General features: G+C 59.9%; 17 protein-coding genes and 1 pseudogene. 6 read left to right on the top strand and 12 right to left on the bottom strand.

Annotated elements, in window-relative coordinates; all coding sequences use genetic code 11:
• Positions 1–13 precede the first annotated feature (13 nt).
• On the bottom strand, positions 14–832 hold the full coding sequence (locus D8780_RS14735) for an IclR family transcriptional regulator (protein WP_121646636.1): 819 nt from the start codon (positions 830–832) through the stop codon (positions 14–16).
• Positions 833–1,058: 226 nt separating this feature from the next.
• Here D8780_RS14735 and D8780_RS14740 point away from each other — a divergent pair, with 226 nt between their 5' ends.
• A complete protein-coding gene (locus D8780_RS14740; protein ID WP_121646637.1) occupies positions 1,059–3,161 on the top strand; it encodes a TonB-dependent receptor in 2,103 nt (700 codons plus the stop codon).
• Positions 3,162–3,276: 115 nt separating this feature from the next.
• Here D8780_RS14740 and D8780_RS14745 read toward each other — a convergent pair whose 3' ends face one another.
• From D8780_RS14745 to D8780_RS14760, 4 genes are read right to left on the bottom strand one after another with little or no spacing between them, the layout of a single operon-like run.
• Entirely contained in the window at positions 3,277–4,239 is a 963-nt protein-coding gene (locus D8780_RS14745) for an ABC transporter substrate-binding protein (RefSeq protein ID WP_245412424.1), read from the bottom strand.
• A gap of 12 nt (positions 4,240–4,251) precedes the next feature.
• Entirely contained in the window at positions 4,252–5,304 is a 1,053-nt protein-coding gene (locus tag D8780_RS14750) for a FecCD family ABC transporter permease (RefSeq protein ID WP_121646639.1), read from the bottom strand.
• Positions 5,301–6,311, bottom strand: coding sequence for a FecCD family ABC transporter permease (locus D8780_RS14755; protein ID WP_121646640.1), 1,011 nt, complete (start codon positions 6,309–6,311; stop codon positions 5,301–5,303). Before D8780_RS14755 ends, D8780_RS14750 begins: the two co-directional genes overlap by 4 nt.
• Positions 6,312–6,321: 10 nt before the next feature.
• The gene (locus D8780_RS14760) at positions 6,322–7,128 is read right to left on the bottom strand and encodes an ABC transporter ATP-binding protein (protein ID WP_245412425.1); all 807 of its coding nucleotides are present in this window, start codon (positions 7,126–7,128) and stop codon (positions 6,322–6,324) included.
• A gap of 136 nt (positions 7,129–7,264) precedes the next feature.
• Between D8780_RS14760 and D8780_RS14765 the strand changes: the two genes are divergently transcribed.
• Together D8780_RS14765 and D8780_RS14770 are read left to right on the top strand one after the other, a co-directional pair.
• Positions 7,265–8,572, top strand: a complete 1,308-nt coding sequence (locus D8780_RS14765; RefSeq protein WP_121646641.1) for an NtaA/DmoA family FMN-dependent monooxygenase — start codon at positions 7,265–7,267, stop codon at positions 8,570–8,572.
• Positions 8,573–8,631: 59 nt separating this feature from the next.
• Positions 8,632–8,955 (top strand): DUF2218 domain-containing protein, encoded by a 324-nt coding sequence (locus tag D8780_RS14770; RefSeq protein WP_121646642.1) that lies wholly within the window; start codon positions 8,632–8,634, stop codon positions 8,953–8,955.
• A 217-nt stretch (positions 8,956–9,172) separates the two neighbouring features.
• Here the strand turns inward: D8780_RS14770 and D8780_RS14775 are convergent.
• Positions 9,173–9,682 (bottom strand): annotated as a pseudogene (locus D8780_RS14775) (type II toxin-antitoxin system HipA family toxin); the annotation flags it as partial.
• Between the two features lie 739 nt (positions 9,683–10,421).
• Here D8780_RS14775 and neuC point away from each other — a divergent pair.
• Positions 10,422–11,762: a UDP-N-acetylglucosamine 2-epimerase gene (gene neuC, locus D8780_RS14780; RefSeq protein ID WP_121646644.1), complete on the top strand. Its 1,341-nt coding sequence runs from the start codon at positions 10,422–10,424 to the stop codon at positions 11,760–11,762.
• A gap of 496 nt (positions 11,763–12,258) precedes the next feature.
• Here neuC and D8780_RS14785 read toward each other — a convergent pair whose 3' ends face one another.
• Complete coding sequence (locus tag D8780_RS14785) at positions 12,259–12,507, bottom strand: hypothetical protein (protein WP_121646645.1); 249 nt, start codon at positions 12,505–12,507, stop codon at positions 12,259–12,261.
• A 508-nt stretch (positions 12,508–13,015) separates the two neighbouring features.
• Between D8780_RS14785 and D8780_RS14790 the strand changes: the two genes are divergently transcribed.
• A complete protein-coding gene (locus tag D8780_RS14790; RefSeq protein WP_121646646.1) occupies positions 13,016–14,167 on the top strand; it encodes a mandelate racemase/muconate lactonizing enzyme family protein in 1,152 nt (383 codons plus the stop codon).
• 201 nt (positions 14,168–14,368) lie between these two features.
• On the top strand, positions 14,369–14,590 hold the full coding sequence (locus D8780_RS14795) for a hypothetical protein (RefSeq protein ID WP_121646647.1): 222 nt from the start codon (positions 14,369–14,371) through the stop codon (positions 14,588–14,590).
• A 44-nt stretch (positions 14,591–14,634) separates the two neighbouring features.
• Here the strand turns inward: D8780_RS14795 and D8780_RS14800 are convergent, their stop codons facing one another.
• From D8780_RS14800 to repA, 5 genes are all read right to left on the bottom strand, one after another.
• The gene (locus tag D8780_RS14800; RefSeq protein ID WP_121646648.1) at positions 14,635–15,096 is read right to left on the bottom strand and encodes an RES family NAD+ phosphorylase; all 462 of its coding nucleotides are present in this window, start codon (positions 15,094–15,096) and stop codon (positions 14,635–14,637) included.
• Positions 15,097–15,125: 29 nt separating this feature from the next.
• Positions 15,126–15,557, bottom strand: coding sequence for a type II RES/Xre toxin-antitoxin system antitoxin (gene parS / locus D8780_RS14805; protein ID WP_121646732.1), 432 nt, complete (start codon positions 15,555–15,557; stop codon positions 15,126–15,128).
• A 108-nt stretch (positions 15,558–15,665) separates the two neighbouring features.
• Entirely contained in the window at positions 15,666–16,952 is a 1,287-nt protein-coding gene (gene repC / locus D8780_RS14810) for a plasmid replication protein RepC (protein WP_121646649.1), read from the bottom strand.
• 272 nt (positions 16,953–17,224) lie between these two features.
• A complete protein-coding gene (gene repB / locus D8780_RS14815; protein ID WP_121646650.1) occupies positions 17,225–18,295 on the bottom strand; it encodes a plasmid partitioning protein RepB in 1,071 nt (356 codons plus the stop codon).
• Positions 18,296–18,377: 82 nt separating this feature from the next.
• Positions 18,378–19,661, bottom strand: coding sequence for a plasmid partitioning protein RepA (gene repA / locus D8780_RS14820; RefSeq protein ID WP_121646651.1), 1,284 nt, complete (start codon positions 19,659–19,661; stop codon positions 18,378–18,380).
• Positions 19,662–19,923: the final 262 nt, after the last annotated feature.

Consider the following 19,923-nt stretch of genomic DNA (forward strand, 5'->3'; position numbering starts at 1 on the left):
CGATAGAACGGGTTCATCCCCGAACGTTTCCGTCCATTGCAGATAATTCTAAGCAGTCTGAGCCGCCAGTCTGGAGGGCGACTTTCCTGGCGTGTGCGAAAAGGGTAGCGGCGTCGTTTGCACTGCGGTTCTGGCCGAGGTCCGTGACGGTCGTCATAACACAGACGATCTCGTTCTGAGCGTCGAAGACCGGAACGGCCAGGCCGGTTATCGTCGGCAGAAGATGGCCGGTGAGTTCGGCCCAGCATTCATGTCGGATTTTTTCCAGATCGCCGGCACGCACTTTGCGGCCACGAAAATGCGGCGGCTGCAGGCGGCGCGCGCTCTCGATCCGCTCCGGCGGCAGGAAGGCCTGGAAACAGAGCCCGCAGGCGCTGTTGTCGATGGGCAGGATGTCGCCGAGGCCGAGCGAGGAAATCGAGAAATAGGCGTTCCGATACCAACGAACGAGGGTCGGTCCACGTTCGGTCCAGATCGCAACGCCGCCGCTCGACATGGTTTCGCTCACGAGGGTCTTCATGTGGCGCGAGGCGATCTCCACGCCATCGATCCGACGGATCGCGGCGATGCCGATACTGAGAGCCATCGGACCGAGATCGTAAAGGCCGGTCGTCGGATCCTGAACCGCAAGTCCCTCTTTTATCAGGCTCTGCATGTAGCGGTGGGCAGTCGAACTGCCTGATTCCGTCTGTTCTGCGATGGCGCCGAGCGGCAGCGGTTTGGGCGCGTTTGCCAGACAATGAAGGAAGCGAGCCGCGACCGAAACGGAATTGATGGTTCCGGACCGCTTTCCGGAGGCCGGTCGATCGTCCAAATCATCCTTTTCATCCATTCTACGACGCTGCTCCTTCGCATGAAGACTGAGTGCCGCCCCTTATACCGAAGACGTCGGCAGCGAATAGAGCCGCTAAATGTTGCCTTTTTGACACAAGTTTTCCGCGTCGGCCTTTCTTTCCGCATCGCGGTTACGATTCTGCATGGCGGAGAAATTGTCTTCGGTTATCGATCGCCGGCGAACACGCCTCATTGCAAACTCGATCCGTTGAGGAAGGCAGGAAATGAAGTCCAACTCGCTATACAATCATCTGACCGGCGGTTGCGCTGTGCTGGCTCTCGCGGTCTCCGCGGGCAGCGCCTCGGCTCAGGAGAACGTCACCGTCCTCGAGACGATCACCGTCTCCGGTGAAAATCTGGAGCGCAGCGTCCGGCAGACCGCTTCTTCCATCGCGGTCATGACCGATGACGATATTCAACGCCGTTTCGGCGATGAATCGGTCCTGGAGGCGGTAAGTCGCGTACCGAACGTCACGGTGCCGGCGGAAGGCGGCTTGTTGAGTGCGCCGACCATTCGCGGGCAGGCCAGCGAAGGCCCGAATAGCGGCGCGACCGCGTTCTTTTCCGGCACGACACCGCGGACGGCTGTTGAGGTCGATGGACGGACGCTCAACTTCAACGAACTCATCTTCGGCTTCTCCTCGCTTTGGGACGTGGAATCCATCGAGGTCTATCGCGGTCCGCAGACGATCAGCCAGGGTGCCAACAGCATCGCAGGCGCGGTCATCATCGACACCAAGGACCCGACGTTCGAGCCGGAGTTCCGGGCACAAACGCAATATGGCAGCTACGACCGGTTCGGTGCGGCAATGGTGGCGTCCGGTCCGCTTTCTGACCAGGTCGCAGGCCGCGTCGCGATCGACTACAACCGGCGCGATACATTCATCGATTACGTCGCTCCGGGTTTCCAGTCCGATGGCGACCTCGATCTCGACAGCTTCAACGGCCGGGGCAAGCTGCTCTTCGTCCCGGATGCGCTTCCGGGCTTCGAGGCCAAGATCACGGGCTTCTACAGCTACAACAACCGGCCGACCTTCGAAGCGGCATCGCCGCCCTATGATGATCTCGACAACATCACGCCGTCCAATCCGACCTACGAGAACAATGTCGGCGGCGGCATGATCGACATCTCCTACCTCTTCGACAACGGCATGAAGTTCTATAACGAATTGCAGTACAACCGTGCCGAAACCGACCGTACGGCGACACCGGCGGAGAATGGGTCCGCCAGCATCGAGGCCGACAATGTCTCCAACGAAACGCGCCTGATCTTCGGCGATCCGGATGTAAACGGCGCAAGCGGGGTCGTCGGCGCCTATCTGGGTTATACCGCGAGCGCGGACGAGTTGTCCCTTACCGATCGACTGGGCAACGCCTTCGTTTCGAACTTCGACGACGACAAGCAGAATATGAGCATCTTCGGCGAAGTGAACTACCGGTTCCTCGATCGGTGGGTCGCTTCCGGCAGCCTTCGCTACCAGCACGATCGCATCCAGCGGGAGGGTCTTGCGACGTTCGGCCGGGGAGAGCGGCCCCTCGATTACGACGAGACGTTCGATGCTCTTCTGCCAAAGCTTTCGCTTGCTTATGATCTGACTGAGGATGTCACGGTCGGCGCTCTTGTCAGCCGTGGCTACAATCCTGGTGGCGTCTCGCTCGATTTAGTCGGCAACCAGTACTATCTCTACGATGAAGAGACCGTATGGAATTACGAGCTGTTTGCACGAACGAGCCTTCTAGACGACCGCCTGCGCATCAACGCCAATGTTTTCTACAGCGATTTCGAAGATGCCCAGCGCTATGTCGAAGTCGGACAGGTCGGCCCCTTCTTCCAGTCCTATACGGTGAATGTGGAGGATGCCCGGTCCTACGGCCTCGAAGTTGGCGCGGAATACGATGTCCGAAGCGATCTGCGCGTTCAAGCAGGTCTCGGCCTTCTATCGACCGAGATCAAAGAGATCGGCGCCGCCGCTGCGGGCATCTCGGAAGGCAATGATTTCAGCCGCGCCCCGAACTATACGCTTTCCTTCGGCTTCGATTGGGACATACGGGAGAATCTCAGCTTCGGTGCCAGCCTTCGCCATTCGGATGGATATTTCTCCGATGATGCGAACAGCGACGATCTGGCTGTCGGAAGCTACACCGTCGTCGACCTTCGCGCGGCTTTCAGCCCGCAGGACAACTTCAAGGCTTTCGCTTACGTGAACAATCTGTTCGACGACCGTTCGGCGACCCTGAAGCGCCAGAACCGGGCAAGCGGTGGTTTTGTGGAAGCATCCATCGTTCAGCCGCGCGAGATCGGCGCGGGGCTTCAGGTGAGTTTCTGACGACGGCGTGTCGCGGTCGGTGGGCCGTTCGCGACAGCTCAAGACGGATCGGAATGATGCGCGAAACGGCTGAGACCGGTTCGCGCATCATCTCTTTTTAGCGTCTAGTTCCGCTCTAGCGGCCTGCCAGCCAGTCTTCATAGGCATCGAGCGTGTTCTCCGCGCTCGCGATGGAGGGCGTCACCACCTTCGCGGAATCGAGATAGAGGATGCGGCCATCGATGGCCGGTTTAAGGAAGCGGCTCCAGCCCGGTACGATCCGGTCGAGCGACGAGCGGACGGCATCCTCGTCCCGCCCACCGGCGTAAGTGTTCATGGCGAGTAGAATATCCGGGTCGAGGCGACCGACAATTTCTGTGCTTAGCGGAACGAAAAGCGACGAGCCCATGCCGCTCCCGCCGTCGGTGGGCGCCAGGGCAAGGCGCGAATAGCCAAGGTCGCTCATGGCCTGCGCAACGCCGGTCACATCGCCGATAGCGTTGAGCTGGTCGGTGAGGAAGAGACCGAGATAGTCGCGGCGACCGCTGGTCGAGCCTTCTGTCGCTCTTAATTCCCGCGCGCGTTCGAGATAGGCGTCTCGGCGCTGTTCAAAAATCGCCTGCCGACCGAGAAGTTCGGCAAGCTCGGCCTGTGTTTGAAAACCGGATACGCGCCCCGCGCTCGCATTCTGGATATAAACCGGAGCGATCGTCGACAGCCTTTCGATCTTGCTGCCGTCGCGGTCCGTTCCGATGATGAGATCGGGCTCAAGTGCGCCGAGACGTTCCAGATCGATCTCGCCAATCGGCCCGATACCCCTGGGCGTGGTGGACGGCGCGCGCACCCCGAGAACGTCCCGGTAGAAATCGACCGCCATCAGGCTCTGTCCGTCGTCGCCACGGCCATAGCTGCCCACCGGAACGAGGCCAAGATCGGCAAGCGGCACACCAAGAAGCGCTTCGTGAAGGACGACGATGCGCTCCGGCTCGTCGGGGATCGTAATCTGGCGACCCGCATCGTCTGTGACAGTCCGTTCGGCCGCGAGCGAAGCACTCGAGGTCACAAAAATGGTTGTGAGAACGAAAAGAATACCGCGCAAAATGGCTCTCCCTTAATGAATATGGTTTTCGCGCATCGTTCGCAGACGAAGCGTCAGGATAAAAAGCGGCACGCCGACCAGCGTCAGACCAAGGCCGATGGGAAGGCCGATCGTGCCGGGCAAGGCCCGCGTCAGAATATCGGCCGCGATGACGAGAAGCCCGCCTGTAAGGCCGGAGAGGACAAGCCGTGCGCGACCGGTCGCCGGCGAGATGAAGTTGGAGAGATGCGGCGCCATCACGCCAAGAAAGATAAGCGGCCCGACAGCCGTCACCGCTGCGGAACTGATGAGAACGGCGCCAAGAAGCGCAAGAGGCTGAGTGCGTCCGGTCGGCTCGCCGAGCGACAGCGCGAGCGAAGGGCCGAGTTCGATGACGCGGAGTTTTGGACCGATCAGAAGGGTGCAGACGATGCTTGCGGCGAACCAGGGCAGATAGCTAATTGCCGCACCGAGACTTGCGAGAGATAGCGAGCCGGCTAGCCAGTCGGCCATCGCGTAGGAAAGATCAGGCGGCAGATAGAGAAGAAGGATCGAGAGGATCGAGGACAACGACGTCTCGATCGCGATCCCCATCAGGAGAACGGCAAGCCCGCTGGCGGCCTGCCGCCCGGTCAAAAGAATGAGCGCGAGCGCGACAGCCAGTCCGCCGATGAGCGCGGCAATGGGGATGAAGGTGGGATTGATCGTCGGCAGGAAGACGAGCAGCAACATGATCGTCACCATCGATCCTTGGCTGATACCGAGAAGGCCCGGATCGGCCAGCGGGTTGCGGGCGAGCGATTGCAGGACAGCGCCCGCTATGGCGACTGACCAGCCGGCCATGAAGCCAAGAAGGATCCGCGGCAGACGAACGTCGAATAGGGCATAGCGTTCGGAGGCCGAAAGCTCGCCGGTGACGAGATTGGCGAGCGCGACGCGGGTGACGCCGAGATTGATCGAGATGGCGGAGAGCACGAGACCGATCACGATGAGAAGAGCCGCCGCCGCCAGATCATGCAGCGGGATTTGCAGCCCTGCGGGACCCGAGAGGATGGGCCTGCCATCGGTCGAGCGAAGCCGCTTCATGCCGTGCTCCGGCCTGGCGAGGCGATATAATGCCGACGGACGAGAAGCGCGAAGGCGATGCCGCCGATCGCATCCATGAGGACGCCGGTGCTGACCGTGTAGGGCTGGAAGGCGAGACGTCCGATAAGATCGGCTGCGAGGCAGATGGACGCCCCGGCCACGGCAGCCGCCGGCATGAGCCGCGAAAGGCCAAGTCCGGTGAGCGGCCGAACCATATGCGGCACGACGAGGCCGACAAAGGCGACCGGCCCACAGATGGCAACGGCGGATGCCGTGCCGAGGCAGACGGCAAGAAGAGCGGCTCCGGAGACCCTTCCGACATCGACACCCGCCGCTGCGGCGCGGTCGGCTCCGATCGCGATCATGGTGATCGAACGGGAAAGCAAAGCGAGGACGACGAGCGCGGCTGCGCCGACCCACCAGAACAGTGCAAGACGATCAATATAGACATGGTTGATGTTGCCGCTCAGCCAGCCGAGGAAACTGGTCCGGCGGGAGGGATCGGAGAGGAGTACGGCGTTCGCCGCGCCGGTCAGGAGAAGACCGGTCAATGCGCCGGAGAGGATGAGGGCAAGGCCGCGTGGATCATTTCCCCGCCCCGTTGCGCGAGCGACGAGAACGGCGACGGCGAACCCCGCAACGCCGCCTACAAGTCCGGCAACGCCTTGCCATTGAAGGCCGAGATCGAACAGGAAGGCGGCCGTGACGACGAAAAAGGTCGCGCCGCCGGTGATGCCGAGCGTTGACGGCGCGGCGAGCGGATTGCGCGTCAGGGACTGAAGAACCGCGCCGCCGCAGGCCGTGACCGTTCCGACATAGAGGGCGATCAGAACGCGCGGCAGCCGTTGATGGAAGATGATGGCGTGATCGTAGTTTTGCGGATCGAATGCGGTCAATGCCGCGATCACCAGGCCCGGCGTCACTCCCTCCGGACCGATCGACAATTCGCCTGCGATCAACAGGATCAAGGTGGCAGCGAGTGCGAGGAAGCCGAGCTGCTTTCTCATGGCCACGCTCTCATGGGTGAAACGATAAATGGCGAGAGGGTGTGCGTTCGGCCCGTTGCGGCAGACAGACGAGCCGCCCGCCGCGTTCGAACACATCGGCATCGACGCCGAAGACGCGGCGGATATTGCCCTCATCAAGCGTCTCGCGAACCGGTCCGACGCTGACGATCCGCCCCTCCGCCATCATGACGACATCGTCGGCAAAGGCGGCTGCGAGGTTGAGATCGTGCAGCACGGCGACAACGGTCTTTCCATGGGTCTCGATCAGGTCGCGGATCAGTTCGAGGACCGAATATTGATAGGTGACGTCGAGATGGTTGACCGGCTCGTCCATCAGGATGATGTCGGCGTTCTGGGCAAGTACCATGGCGATCCATGCCCGCTGGCGCTGACCGCCGGAAAGCGTGTTCATCTGACGATGCGCCATCTTCTCCAGGCCGACGATCCGAAGCGCATCGGCAAAGAGGCGGCGATCCTCATCCGACGGCCCGCCCAGCAGCATGCGGCGGGCATGGCCGCCAAGTTCCACCAGTTCGCCGAGCGTCATATAATCCGGGCAGGCGCTTTCCTGCGGTAGGTAGGCGACCCTGCGTGCCAGATCGCGGCGACCGAGCGTTTCGATATCCTGGCCGTCGAGCGTGACCTTTCCGTTCGAGACATCGACGAGCCGTAATATCGCCTTCAGAAGCGTGGATTTGCCGCACCCGTTGGGTCCTATCAGCGCTGTGAGAACGCCCCGCCGAAAGGTGACGCTGAGATCGGACAGAACCGGCCGCTTTCCGTAAGATGCATCAATGTCGCGAACGGCCAGAACCAAGGTATCGATGCCTTTCCGGTGTTTCCTTCTTCGGTCTTGATCGCGTCTTAAACAGGAGTAGATTACTCCGCAAATCCTAATGCTCTCCGCAGAGAAGAATTAATTTCGCCATGCGGAGAGAAGAAAGTGCGATCGCTTGCCCAAATCCCAGCTGCATATCGGCCTTTCACTCTCGGCGACCTGGCTTGGCGGCGAGGCGTGGCGGCGAGAGGACAGTGCGGCCGGGGACGTGTTCGACCTCTCCTTCTATCGCGACATTGCGCGCCGCGCCGAGGCGGCCAAACTCGATTTTCTTTTCCGCGCCGATTCCCTTTTCTGCGATCCATCGCTCATCGAAAAAAGTCCGGGCGGCTTGGGCGGTCTCGATCCGACTTTACTGTTCGCGGCGCTTGCCACCGAAACACGTTCCATCGGCCTTCTGACGACGCTCTCCACCCAATTCTATCCACCCTACATCGCAGCCCGGCAGCTCCAGTCCCTCAACCGGCTGAGCAAGGGGCGCGCGGGCTGGAACATCGTGACAGGCCTCGACGGGCACCAGAATTTCGGACGGGAAAAGGCGTCCTCGTCCGCCGAACGCTACCGCCAGGCCGGGGAATTCGAGAGGGTCGTCCAGGAACTGTGGCGAAGTTTTCCGGCGGAGGCGATTACGCTCGATCGCTCCACGGGCCGTTTCGCCGATGCCACACGGATCCGACCGATCGATCATCGCGGTGAGGACTTTGCGGTGGCCGGCCCTCTCAATCTTCCCGCGCTTCCCAATGCGCCGATCCCTATTGCACAGGCCGGCGCGTCGCCGGACGGTCGTGATTTCGCCGCCGCTATTGCCGATCTCGTCTTCGCGGCAACGCCGGACCGCGACGCCGCGATCGAATTACGCGCCGATCTGAACAGCCGTGCCGCGAAGGCGGGCAGGCGCTCGGGCGCGATCCGTGTCCTTCCGGGTCTCAATCTCTATCTCGCCGAGACCGATAAGGAGGCGGAAGACCTTTTCGCGTTCACGCACCGGAACGCCGACAGGGGCCGAAAATTGGAACTCATCAAGAGGCAGATTGGTCTCGACCTGTCGGAGTGGCGCGGCGGGCGGGCGGTCCGCATCACTGACCTGCCGCCGCTGACGACGGCTCCCCGAAGCGCCACCCATGCGGAGCTTCTCCGCCGACTGATCGAGCGCGAAACCCCTACCGTCGACGATTTGCTGCGCCGCCCCGAGGTGTCCGCCTCGGCGCACTGGCAGATCGTCGGAACACCAGAAAGCGCGGCCGAGACGATCGACGATTGGGTCCGGCACGGCGCGATCGACGGTTTCATCGCGCTACCCGGCGGTTCAATCGGCTCGCTTCATCTCGTCCTCGAGCGACTTGTTCCGCTCCTCGTGGAAGAGGGTCTGTTCAGGCGCGACTATGAAAGCGATATATTCGCCGGACACTTGAATATGGTGTGACCGGCCAGCCCTCTGCGGCCGCAAGCAATACCCCTCACCGAAGAGAGAAGAGAACTGTCATGACCTCGACCAACGTCAACGATAATTCGCAATCCAGCCGCTCGCGCGGAACGTTTGAAACGGCAAAGGCCGCCGACTACGAAATCCGCCTTTCCAAACATTTCGGCCACAAGATCGAGGCCCGCGAGGTCGATGGCGGCACGCTTCTCGTCTTCGAAGACGGCACCGCACATCTTTCGGCGGAGGAAGACCAACTCGTCGTCGCGGTCGAAGCGCCCTCGGCGGAAGGACGAGATAAGGTGGCCCACATCATCGAATCCCATCTCGAACGCTTCGCCTTCCGCGAACCGGATACGAAGATGGTCTGGGGAACGGTGGCATGACCGCGGCGTCGAATGATCATGCCCATCGAGAACGCCGTATACATGCCCTTCGGAGCGGTCGTTACAGCGTCTGCATCGTAGCCTGCAGAATTTGCTAAGAATGGCAGCTATTCGCTGCGTTTGTGACCGGACGGTCTGCTAAGGGCCCCTTTGCCGCCATCAGCAAGAAGCGTCGGCGGGTAAAAATTTCGCTATTGAGTTTGCCTGGTGCAGGCCTTCAAATCGATAGCGCGCGTTCGACTTCGAAGTGCTCGAAGGCACCCGCGTAGCCATGCACATCCGCGGTGAAACAACTTTCATCGCGCAAGGCTTGCTTCCAGTTGCTCGCGATCGTCTCGGCCGTCCGAAATGCCTGCTGCCTGGCGTCGGTGGGCGTCAGGTCGAAGAATTCACAGGCCTCCAGCGCGATATCGAGGGACGCGTCGAACGAGCCCCCTCGCATGATGCCGGTCTCCAGCACTCGGTGCCGTGACGGCGAGGGGTTGATGTCGAAGGCCGGTGACAGCCGCCACCGATCTCCGCCGGCATAGATGAAACCATGGTTCTTCAGATGGTCGTCCTTGTTGGAGACGAGGATCGTGAAGACGATCCGCCGCCAGAGTTCATGCAGATCGTCGACCGGCTTGCTCGCAATCTGGCGGATCACGTCACCGATGTCGGTGTATAACCCGCCTTCGTCGCTGTCCCAATCGAGCGCGGTACGCGCCGAAATAAACGGGATCCGCGTGTTGCCGCGGCGACTGTCCGGTTTTCTAAGACCACTTCAAGGGTTGGCTCGAGCCGACGCACGAGCAGACCTACCTACAAATAACGATCTGGAGATATCGACAAAGATATTCACCAACTCACGATTCAAGGATCAAACTTACAAACACACGCTTAAACACGCAGTGAGAAGAAGCCTTACGGTCGGACGAACAAATACAGAAATGAAGGTGACGTCATCATATATCCTGACCGAGGAGGTCACGTGAAGGCATCATATGATGTCGTGGTCTTGGCCCCGGTGGCGCCAAATCGAAAGTCACATGATCGACCGGGGTGTCTTGGCAAAGGTCACATGACCGGACCTCGGCCCGCATGGTTTTCGTGGATCACCGATCGTCCTGCACAGCCCCTTTCGGCCACGTCATCCCGGAGACAAAATCAGGCAAATTTTGCGAATACGAGACAGCCCTTATCTCGCTTGCGAAGCGATGCAACATACCCCTCCCGCCAAGGAAGGCGCAGCCCGAAAAAGTAACCTCGCCTGTCTGGTGATCGCCGATCATCCCTTTCGGCCTCGCCGAAAACCTGCTCAAATTCGCTCATGGCATCATGACAGCGTCAGCTGAAACCGGCGGCTGATCCTTCGGGGCTTGGCCAGGCGAATACGAGCTTTTTGGCCCCACTCCATACTGCACGAGAAATTCCCTCAGATCGGCGCAAGCTGATTGGCCGGCGCTGTCCGACCCGCGGAGACATAATTGCTCCGTCGTCCGCTCTCGTTCGAAGATAAAAGGCTGGTCTCCCCTCCTCCTTCTCGTCTTTCACTCCTCACCCTCATCCTCGCTCTTCTCCCACCTCACCATCTTCATTTCAAATCGAACTGCATCCCAACCCAACCCAACACCAACATCGCCATCGCCATCGCCGCTTCGATCATTGGCAAGATGGCATCCGACAATCTCCGCACCCTTGTGGTCACCGGCACCCGAGCCGATTGGAGCAAACTTCAACCCGTCTGCCGCGCATTCATTCGAGTTCTCGGTAAGATCGATGTCTTCATCACTGGAATGCATTTGGAGGAAGCATACGGCTACACGGCAAATCTTGTCCGACAACTCGAAGGCGTCGATCAATTCCACATGCACAAGAACCAAACTCTTGGCCCCCACCAAACTGAGGTCATGGAAGAAACCATCAAGGGTCTCGCAAAGGTTTTGAGAGACAGGAAGATCACCGATGTTGTTGTCCACGGCGACCGTGTGGAGGCCTGCACCGCTGCCATGGTAGCGAGGCAGCATGGCATCCGCCTTCACCATATCGAAGGCGGTGAACTTTCGGGCTCAATCGACGAGAGTTACCGTCACGCCGTCACTGCGTTCACGACCTACAGCTACGTCTGCTCTGCGTCTGCCAAAGACTTGGTTGTAAAGAACCTTGGGCAGCACCCACAGACAGTTTTTAACATCGGCTCTCCCGAAATGGATGCGCATGCTCGCGACTACGGCGTCAGCCTCAATGACGTGAAGCGAAAGTATGGAATTCCGTTTGCGGGAGAGTATGGCATCGTCTCGTTTCACTCTGTCACGTCCGAGCTTGACGGGATGCATGAGCAAGCTGCCTATCTCTTCGCGACTCTCGAGGAGTATGGGAAGAATTTCATCGTTATCATGCCAAACAACGACCCCGGTACCGACGCCATCCGCGACATCATCGGCAAAATTTTGGAGGGCAAGCGAAGTGACAGGTTCTTTCAGTCCGCCAACATCGATTTTGAGCACTTTTCCGTGCTTCAGAAGAACGCGAGTGTCTTCATCGGAAATAGCAGCGCAGGCGTTCGCGAAATGCCATTCCACGGCGTTGGCAGCATCAACGTTGGGTCGCGCCAGAACAATCGAGTGCCCGACATTCCGGCGATTATCAACGCTCCGGCAAATGACGCTGCTGCACTGCTGAGGGCACTCAAGTCGTTTTGGGGGAAGAAATTTGCTCGAGACAAAACTTTTGGCGATGGAACTGCAGAGGAAAAACTTGTTGGGGCTCTCAAGACCCCGGGACACTTTGATCGCTCGGTCCAGAAGAGCTTCTATCTTCCGGGATAAGGACAGTTTCTATTTGTTCAGATGATGGTTTGATCCTTCTGTTTTCCCAATGCCGCCGGCCATCTCGCGGGCCAGAGGCATCACACTCGTTTGATTTGGATTTAGTTTTGCTGTTTTTGATTTTTGCTTTTATGCGACCTGCCGCGCTGGACGCAGCGTGGCACCACACTCTTTTAGCTTAGCTCAGAGCCTTCGGCCCGACATGATAGCAACCAATCAACTATGTTCCTCCAATCCACTTTTGTGCATGTGGTCACGTGACTGTAAGCGCCCTTGGCGCCAAGAGCGGCGCGCAGCGCACCCATGAAGCGCAATCAATTCTATCGAAAAATAAAAATAGGATATTGGGGTGTCGGCGCGGTTCGGGGGACCCCCCGCAGCGTAGCGGAGGGAGGGGAGCGACGACACCCCAATATATCCTGCCACCGCCACCGACGCTCCCTGCCCGTTTCATCGATGGTCTGAATTGCTGATTGCTTCAGAGCAAAACCGCCGATCACGACGAACCTGCCGATTTCGACCGGCTCACTTCGGTCTCCAGCTTCTTCTCGTCCTTAGTGGACGTCACCTTCTCGGTCTGGGTCCCTTCATCTCGGTAGATCACCGGCTTTGGCTTCCCCGAGGTGTTGATGTGCACCGTGTTGTTCTGACAGTTCGAGAGGGTAATGTTGGCAGCAGGACCAGGTTTGTCGGATGGCTCTTCGGCACCAACGGAAGTCACGGCTTCGTCGCGCTCTGCCTCCATCGTCGGCTCTCTTTCGGAGTAGATCGTGCTGGGAACGCCAACCGGCCGGTATCGTGGACAGATGCCGTTCGTATGATAGTCATGGCACAATTGACAGTAAGTCGCAGCGAGCACAGGGGCGGAAGGTCCTAAGTGCGAACGGGGGCACACATAGCCCGGCGCGAATGGATTGTCTTGTCGATGGCGTTGCTTAAGACCAAGTGAGGCCATCCATCCTGCCCGGACCTCGGCCCGAAAAATGGCCTCACCGGTCAGGTGATCGCCGATCGCTTTGCACGGCCCCAAAGATCAGCGGCTACGTCAGCATTGAGGCAGCACTGTTACGAGCGTCAGGACGGGGCGGAAATCCGCCATTCCGTTCGGCTCTCTCGCGTGATTGAGATTGCCAGCCAACAAGGAATACGTTCTTCATAAAACCGATCCGTCGTTGCCGAATGGTAAGGTTTCCATTCCATCATCCTTTCAACACGTTCAAATCGGTCTTTTATCCACCAGCGGACTATCGACAATGCCTTTCCTCACCGAAGCCACCGTCTTCAAGGGACGATACGACCTCGGCGGCTACAAGCTCTCCTACGGCGAGCAGAACGACGTCTATCCCATCATCGTGAAGCTGGTCGGCGGAGGCCACGAAGGGTGGGGAGAGGCCAACCCGTGGCAACCCTTTACCAGCCAGGGGCCCGACGACGACTTCGACGCTCTGGAGAAGGTCCTGCTGCCAATCGTCAGAGAGCTCGACTCTGTCGATCCCTGGGACGTTCAATCAGCGCTCGACGAGCGCTTCCCTGACCGTCATTTGATGGCCAAGGGGGCGATCAATATGGCCCTCATGGATCTGGAGGCGAAGAAGCGCGGCGTTCGCGTCGCCGATCTGCTCGGCAACGTCAAGCGCATGGCCATCGAGGTCTCCCGCCCGACCAATAACGGCACCGCCGAGGACGTCCTGCCCACCATAGAGGGAGCCATGGCGGAAGGCTACCGCCAGTTCATGCTGAAGGCCGGCGATGCGAACTATCCCGCCATGGACGAGATCGAGCGTCTGCGGGTCCTCAAGGAGAGATGCGGCGAGCGCGCTGTCTTCAAGATCGACGCCAATACGGGTTGGTCGCGCGATGATGCGCGCGCCCTGCTCGCGGCCATGCCCCAGCACCTCGCCGACTATCTCGCCTATCTCGAGCAGCCGATCGCGGCGGACGATATCGATGGACTGGCCGAGTTGCAGGCCATGACCTCCATCCCGATCTCGGTCGATGAAAGCCTGACGGATCTGGAAAGCGCCCGCCGCATTATCGAGAAGAAGGCGGCAAGGGTCTTCAGCGTCAAGATCTCCAAGAATGGCGGCCTGCTCACCGCGCAGAAGATCGCACGCCTCGCCGCCGAGCACGGCATCGCGGTCTATCCGAATTCGATGGCCGAAGGCGGCATCACGCAGGTCGCCTCGCTGCACCTCGCGGCGACCCTCGACAATCTGGCCGACGCCGGCGGCTCGTACAGATCGGTGCTCCGCCTCGGTGGCCTCGATGTCACGAACCTCCATACCTTCATCAAAAGAGACGACGACGGACTGGTCCGCATCCATCTTCCCGACGGTCCGGGCTTCGGCCTCGACGTCGACGAGGCGAAACTTCGCGCCAATGCTTTAAGGATAGCCAGCGTCTAACCGATGGACCGCCGATCTTTACGTGGCCCAATCAGGCTGGAGCAGGGGAAGCAAGATGCTGTGATCGGATGAAAACGGTTGGCGAGTAATAGTCACCATATGCGTAATCTATGCAGTTCGATAGTCTATCATATCTCTCTTCCCAATAAACATTGATCCGTGAGGACACGCAATTTCAATCACACTGCGTCAAAACACCGCATGAAGCCGCTTGATGCGACCTTTCAATACGGCCGTGAACGGAGTATCGTCTGCTTTTGGCCGTCGTCCAACGCCATGCTAAGCCACCAATATTTGGTTCTGTGGATCGCCGACGATGAATACTGGAATGATGGCCGCCGCCAAGTCTTGGCGTTTGATGATGCGCTGGATGTGATTGTTCTCAGTGGAGGGTTGCGCTTCACAGACGAACTGAAACGATGAAATCGGCTTGCGTCGCTTCAGCCGGCATCACGATGAACATCACCTCACAGAAGACGCGGATCGAAACGGAAGGGCGTAACGCTTTCGATCGTGATGTCCCCTGCCCTTTCATGGCTGTGATTGACCACGAAATTCCGGTCCTCAGCCCCCGCTACGGCGATTATGGCGGAGGGCACGCTCAGAAGCGGGCTCTGCCGTGCTTCGTGCCATTCATCGCCGATGCTCTGCGTCAGCGCCTCGTCTTCCGTCCAGGCAGGTGGCAGATCATCCGGTTCGATCCGCGTGATGGACCAGTCGTCGGGAACGTCATAAACGATGATATCGAGATCGGGCAGAAGCACCGGATCCTCAACATGGACCAGCTTTTCCAGCAGACAGAGCGATGGCACGCTCGCCATATAGGTCACGGCATGACCAGCCGTGTTCCAGCGTCCGTCGAACAGCAGGCCATAGCCGCCATCGAGCGCGCGTGAATGGGCGGCTATGGATAAGCGATAGAGCTTCACGAGATGGTCGCTATCGATCCGCTCATCGATCAGGCGGCCGCGCCGTAAGCGAGTTTGGCCAGAAGCGTTTCGACGAGGCGCGCGCCGGTTTCCGTCCGCACCAGCGTCAGCGGCGCCTTGTCGGACAATTGGCGCAGAGGGCGGCGCAGCCAGGCGCTCGCCCTGGCCTCGTCACCAAAGGTCTCGATGGCCTGCGCCTGCACACGCGCAAGCCGCACGGCACGATCGCTTTCTTCCACGGTCAGTCGCTCGGCCTTGGCGGCGCGATGGCGCCGGGTCCGCGCCGGAATAACCAGAACATCGATCTCGCGCTCGGAAAACCCCGCTCGGCTGATACCCGTCAAGCTTTCCAGCGGCAGACGGCCCAGCACCGCTATTGCCAGATCGGCCTGCGAGCGAAGCGGCCGGCCCAGGACGGATTGCCCACCCAATGTCTCTGTCACACGTTCAAGAACGCTCATCGTTTCCGCTCCAATTCGATCGCGCCAGTCATTATCGGACGCCTGACAATATGCCGACAATATAGGCGGCAACATGCCAAAACACAAGAAGAGCTGGCTCGAAGCCATCTAGCTATGCCGGTTCCGCAGGGCTTCCAGCATCGGCATTACGGAAAACTGGCCTTGTTCGGCCTTGCGGGTCAATTCGCGCAGATAGCCGCCAGCACTGCGAATCTCGTCGGCCCGTTCCAGAATGGCGGCCAAGACAATGGCCGCGTGCTTTTCGCCCATCACCGACCGGGCCTGGCGCCATGCATCCGGTGAGATGCCCAGGAAACCACGCACCAGCGCCGCGGTCCGGATGAACTCGGTCCAGTCTGTCATGGGGCTCGCTGCATAATCGCCAATCGACGGGCAGCGCGACAAGACGGCCGAAAGCGGCAGCGCTTGTATCTGATGGAGATCAGGGGTCGGCACTGTCACTCTATCCGATCCACCGTCCGTGCCAGACGAATAGGTTGAACCCTTCTGGACAGCCGCTGGAGCCATTACTTTTTCACGGCCGCTTTTTTCAAATAGGGATTCGGTTTTTGAATTATGATAGTGGCGCTCATTATGCTGTTCATTGGCGCTCATTTCTTTTTCTGTAAGACCATCCAGCCACGTTTGCTCCACTTCGGCCATAAGGCTTGCGAGCGCGCGCCGACGTGTTTCCACCTGATCAAAATCGGCGCGGCGCGGCAATGGCGCCGATAGCTTGGCGAAAGCCTCGGCAAGCCGGCTCCAGGGCCCTGCCCTGCCCTCCGACAACGCCAGAGTGATCAGGCTCGAGCAGTCACGAAGCATCAGGCTGACAGCCTCACGAGCGGCGCGAACCGCCAGAACCTGAGCGGTCGCTGCCTCGGCAGCCTCATATATGAGCCCTGCCCTTGCGGCGAATGGCGCCAGATCGAAACCGAAAGCATCCGAGCCGCCTTCCATTTTTCGCCGACGATAGCGTTTACCGTTCGGCGAATCCTTACGCAGGATCATTCCTGCACCGATCAGGCCGGCGAGGTGCCGCCGTAGCGTCGCTGGCGCCATGCCACCGCAACGCAATGACAATTCCCTGTTGGAAGGAAAGACGATCGTCGGCGCATCGCCATCGATCGTACGATCCGGGTGGAACGAGAGCAGCGCCGACAGCACTGTCAGTGTGCGATCGGACAATCCGAAGGCGCCTCTGGCTTCGGTGAGTGCCCGAAGCAGCGCAAATTTGTCGGCCCGCGACGGGTCATTACCGCTGGCGCCATCCTCCGAATGATCGTTTTGGGGCCTGGTCTTGCGTCTTGCGCGGTCGGCTGCGGCAGCATTGATCTGGGCAAGCGCCGCCGGTCCGCCGACACCAAACGGCGTCAGAGGTTCATAATTCGGCATCGTATTTCATGCGCCCGGCAATCGGCACAAGCTGCCCTGCCCCACAGATTGTCATCTATGGGTTGACAGGAACGGCCGAACCTGATTCTTTCAGAATGCTACTTCGAAGGTCCTCTGGAGCGGTTTCCGTTCCGGGGGGCTTTTGTTTTTGCCCCTGGCAATAGCGTTACCTTATGCGTTCGCGCATCCTTCCCTTTGTCCTGTGTCCCATCATCATCGTTCACTCGACACTGCCGCCAGACGCAAACACTTGGCGGCTTAAGAAAACGTCGTTACCGCCCTTCCCTCTCCTCACGGAACCGTGCCGCGAGCTCCGGCAGGCAGTCCGCCAGATAATCGGCGAAACCGCTGGCCGCCGCGCCCGGCAAGGCAAGGCGCGCGCTGTCGCCCTGCACAGAAAGCGTGCCGATCGCTACGCCATCAGATCCGGCAATACGCCGCGTTTCGCTTTTTCGCCTGGATGCGTTGCCGCTGATCCGATCGGACAAAAGCGAAAAGCGCGCATCGCTATCGGCGGCAAGAAAGCGATCCCGGCCTATCTCGTCCTCGGCTTTCTCGACCGCGCCCTTTTTCTGGAGCAGCTCACCAAGTGCCAACCAGCGCGGCCGACCGACCTTCGGCGCGGGACCGATGGCTACCGCGAAGCGACGCGGCACCGTATTGGCCACGGAGAGAAGGCGGCTGATCTCGGTCTTATCGATTCCGAGCGCCTGCATCGCCGTGGCGCGGTCGAAACCGGCAGCGATGATCGCCTCCGCGAAAAAGGCCCTCTCGATGAAGGAGAGGTCGCGCCGTTCGGCATTTTCCTTGCCTTGCGCCAAAATGAGTTCCGCATCGGCCAACGGCTTGACCACGGCACGCACCGAAAGGCCGTGGCGCTGCGCGGCATGAACCCGGCGATGGCCGAAGGCGACCTGGTAACGGGACGGCTTTTCGGGATGGGGTCGCAGAAGAACCGGAACCTGCTGGCCAACGCTCGCGATGGACGCGGCGAGGGCGTCGAAATCGGGATCGCCATCCTCTGCATCGCTCATCCGGTCTCGCCAGGGCGAGGGATCGATCAATCCCGGATCGATTTCGTGAACCCGCTCGGCGCGCGCCAGCTCCTTTTCCAGCTCGTCCGCGCGCCGTGAAGCATCGGACAAACCGCCGAGCGATAGCCCCATGGCACGCACGGCCCCCGATGGAGCGCGCACTGGGCTGTTTCTCGCCTCAGGCTCTTCAGACGATCGCGCCTTTGCCGGTTCCGCTGGCGTCGCGGCCGCCGAACCGCCAGTCTGATCATTCTGGTCCGGTCCTACCGTGCCGAACAGATGGGCCAGTTCCTTGCGCCGCTTGCTCATGAGGAAAAGCTCCCGGATCTTTCATGGTGAATGAAGCCATGAGTCGGGCAGAGCGGGGACAGGCGTTTTTGCCTCGTCGCGTTCATCGGCTGGCGCCTCCGTCGCGAGACCGTTCAGTGCGGCCCCAGCCGGCGCGGATCAGTCCCTCGATCTCGCTGTTGACAGCTGTCAACGCCTCCATTGCCCGGTCGTATGTGGCGCGATTGAAGTTTTCCCGACCGACTTCGTAAAGTGTCTGCTTGGTCAGACCCGCATCGGAGATCGCCGTTGATTTGACCATTGGCGCAGTCAAGACACGCTCTCCCAGCTGGCTTCGCAGAAAGGCGGTGATCTGTGTCTGCGGCCCGTCATTGGGTTCATAACGGGTGACCAGATAGCGCATGAAAGAGAAGTCCAGTCGCGCGCCAGCTTCCCGAACCACGGCCAACAGGTCGGAAGTCATCAGCAGGAACTGGCTCATCGAGGCAATGTCCAGCATTTGCGGATGAACGGTAACCATGACGCTGGTCGCCGCGCACAGCGCGCTCAGCGTCAGATAGCCGAGCTGCGGGGGGCAATCGAGGACGACCACGTCGTAATCATCGGCCACCGTTTCCAGCGCCGATTGCAGACGCGCGAAGAAAAGCGGACCGCCTTCGCGCTCGCGCCCGCTGCTCAGATGGCGGGGCGTCGTGTGCTCAAACTCCTGAAGTTCAAGATTGCCCGGCACCAGATCCAGCCCGTCGAAATAGGTTGGCCGGATGATATCCCGAAGCGGTCGACGCTCCTCGTCGTAACGGATTGCCCCGTAGAGCGTATCATTGCCCGAAAGATCGATCTCCGGCTGATAGCCGAACAGTGCACTCATCGACGCTTGCGGGTCGAGATCGACGGCAAGAACGCGATAGCCCTCCAGTGCCAGATATTGCGCCAGATGGGTCGATGTGGTCGTTTTCCCGGACCCGCCTTTGAAATTCGTAAGGGCGATCACCTGGAGTGGCTCACCCGCCGCCGGATCGCGCCAGGGCAGATAGGTTCGCGCTTTCGGCCCGCCGCCCTCCGCCAGAAAACGGCGCATCGCATTGATGTCCGTCAGAGTATAGAGCCGGCGTCCACCAGGACCGGTTTCCGGCTGTGGTCCTTCGCCATTGATGGATAGTTGCCGCAGATAGGAATCGGATACGCCGATCAGACGCGCCGCTTCGCCGCTTGTGAACGCGCGCAGCGTCTTCTGACTTGTCGGCGGAAAAAGGCGATGACGCATCATCGATAGCTGCTCCGAAAGCAGAGCCGCATCTGCCGCGATCTGCTCATCGGCCGGGGGCAGGGGAGAGGCCTTATCGATCTCCCCATCGCCCTCGAAAGCGGTTTGCGCGGTCTGCGCCATCTAAATCTTCCCTCTGACCAGAATACGTCCCAGCTCGTCCATCGTCGTCCTTGCAAGCAGTTGACAGCTGCCAACTCCTCTCGCCATCAATCAATTCAGGGTGATCATGACGATAGAAGCGATCAACGGCTCGCGGCAGCAATTCCGATTTGCCTTGCCAGTTTCGCCTGATTTCACGACTAACGCCTACGCGATCACTACACGATAAAAACCGTTAATGAGTGTCGGTGCGCTACCGAGTCGTGTCAAGCGAAATAGGGTT

The sequence above is a fragment of the Notoacmeibacter ruber genome (assembly GCF_003668555.1).
Classification (GTDB): Bacteria; Pseudomonadota; Alphaproteobacteria; order Rhizobiales; family Rhizobiaceae; genus Notoacmeibacter; species Notoacmeibacter ruber.

Bases quoted from the DNA above. Each gene is read 5' to 3' on its own strand.
- D8780_RS14735 (WP_121646636.1), bottom strand. From the start codon at position 832: ATGGATGAAAAGGATGATTTGGACGATCGACCGGCCTCCGGAAAGCGG.
- D8780_RS14740 (WP_121646637.1), top strand. From the start codon at position 1,059: ATGAAGTCCAACTCGCTATACAATCATCTGACCGGCGGTTGCGCTGTG.
- D8780_RS14750 (WP_121646639.1), bottom strand. From the start codon at position 5,304: ATGAAGCGGCTTCGCTCGACCGATGGCAGGCCCATCCTCTCGGGTCCC.
- D8780_RS14755 (WP_121646640.1), bottom strand. From the start codon at position 6,311: ATGAGAAAGCAGCTCGGCTTCCTCGCACTCGCTGCCACCTTGATCCTG.
- D8780_RS14770 (WP_121646642.1), top strand. From the start codon at position 8,632: ATGACCTCGACCAACGTCAACGATAATTCGCAATCCAGCCGCTCGCGC.
- D8780_RS14785 (WP_121646645.1), bottom strand. From the start codon at position 12,507: ATGGAGGCAGAGCGCGACGAAGCCGTGACTTCCGTTGGTGCCGAAGAG.
- D8780_RS14790 (WP_121646646.1), top strand. From the start codon at position 13,016: ATGCCTTTCCTCACCGAAGCCACCGTCTTCAAGGGACGATACGACCTC.
- D8780_RS14795 (WP_121646647.1), top strand. From the start codon at position 14,369: ATGAAGCCGCTTGATGCGACCTTTCAATACGGCCGTGAACGGAGTATC.
- parS (WP_121646732.1), bottom strand. From the start codon at position 15,557: ATGAGCGTTCTTGAACGTGTGACAGAGACATTGGGTGGGCAATCCGTC.
- repC (WP_121646649.1), bottom strand. From the start codon at position 16,952: ATGCCGAATTATGAACCTCTGACGCCGTTTGGTGTCGGCGGACCGGCG.
- repB (WP_121646650.1), bottom strand. From the start codon at position 18,295: ATGAGCAAGCGGCGCAAGGAACTGGCCCATCTGTTCGGCACGGTAGGA.
- repA (WP_121646651.1), bottom strand. From the start codon at position 19,661: ATGGCGCAGACCGCGCAAACCGCTTTCGAGGGCGATGGGGAGATCGAT.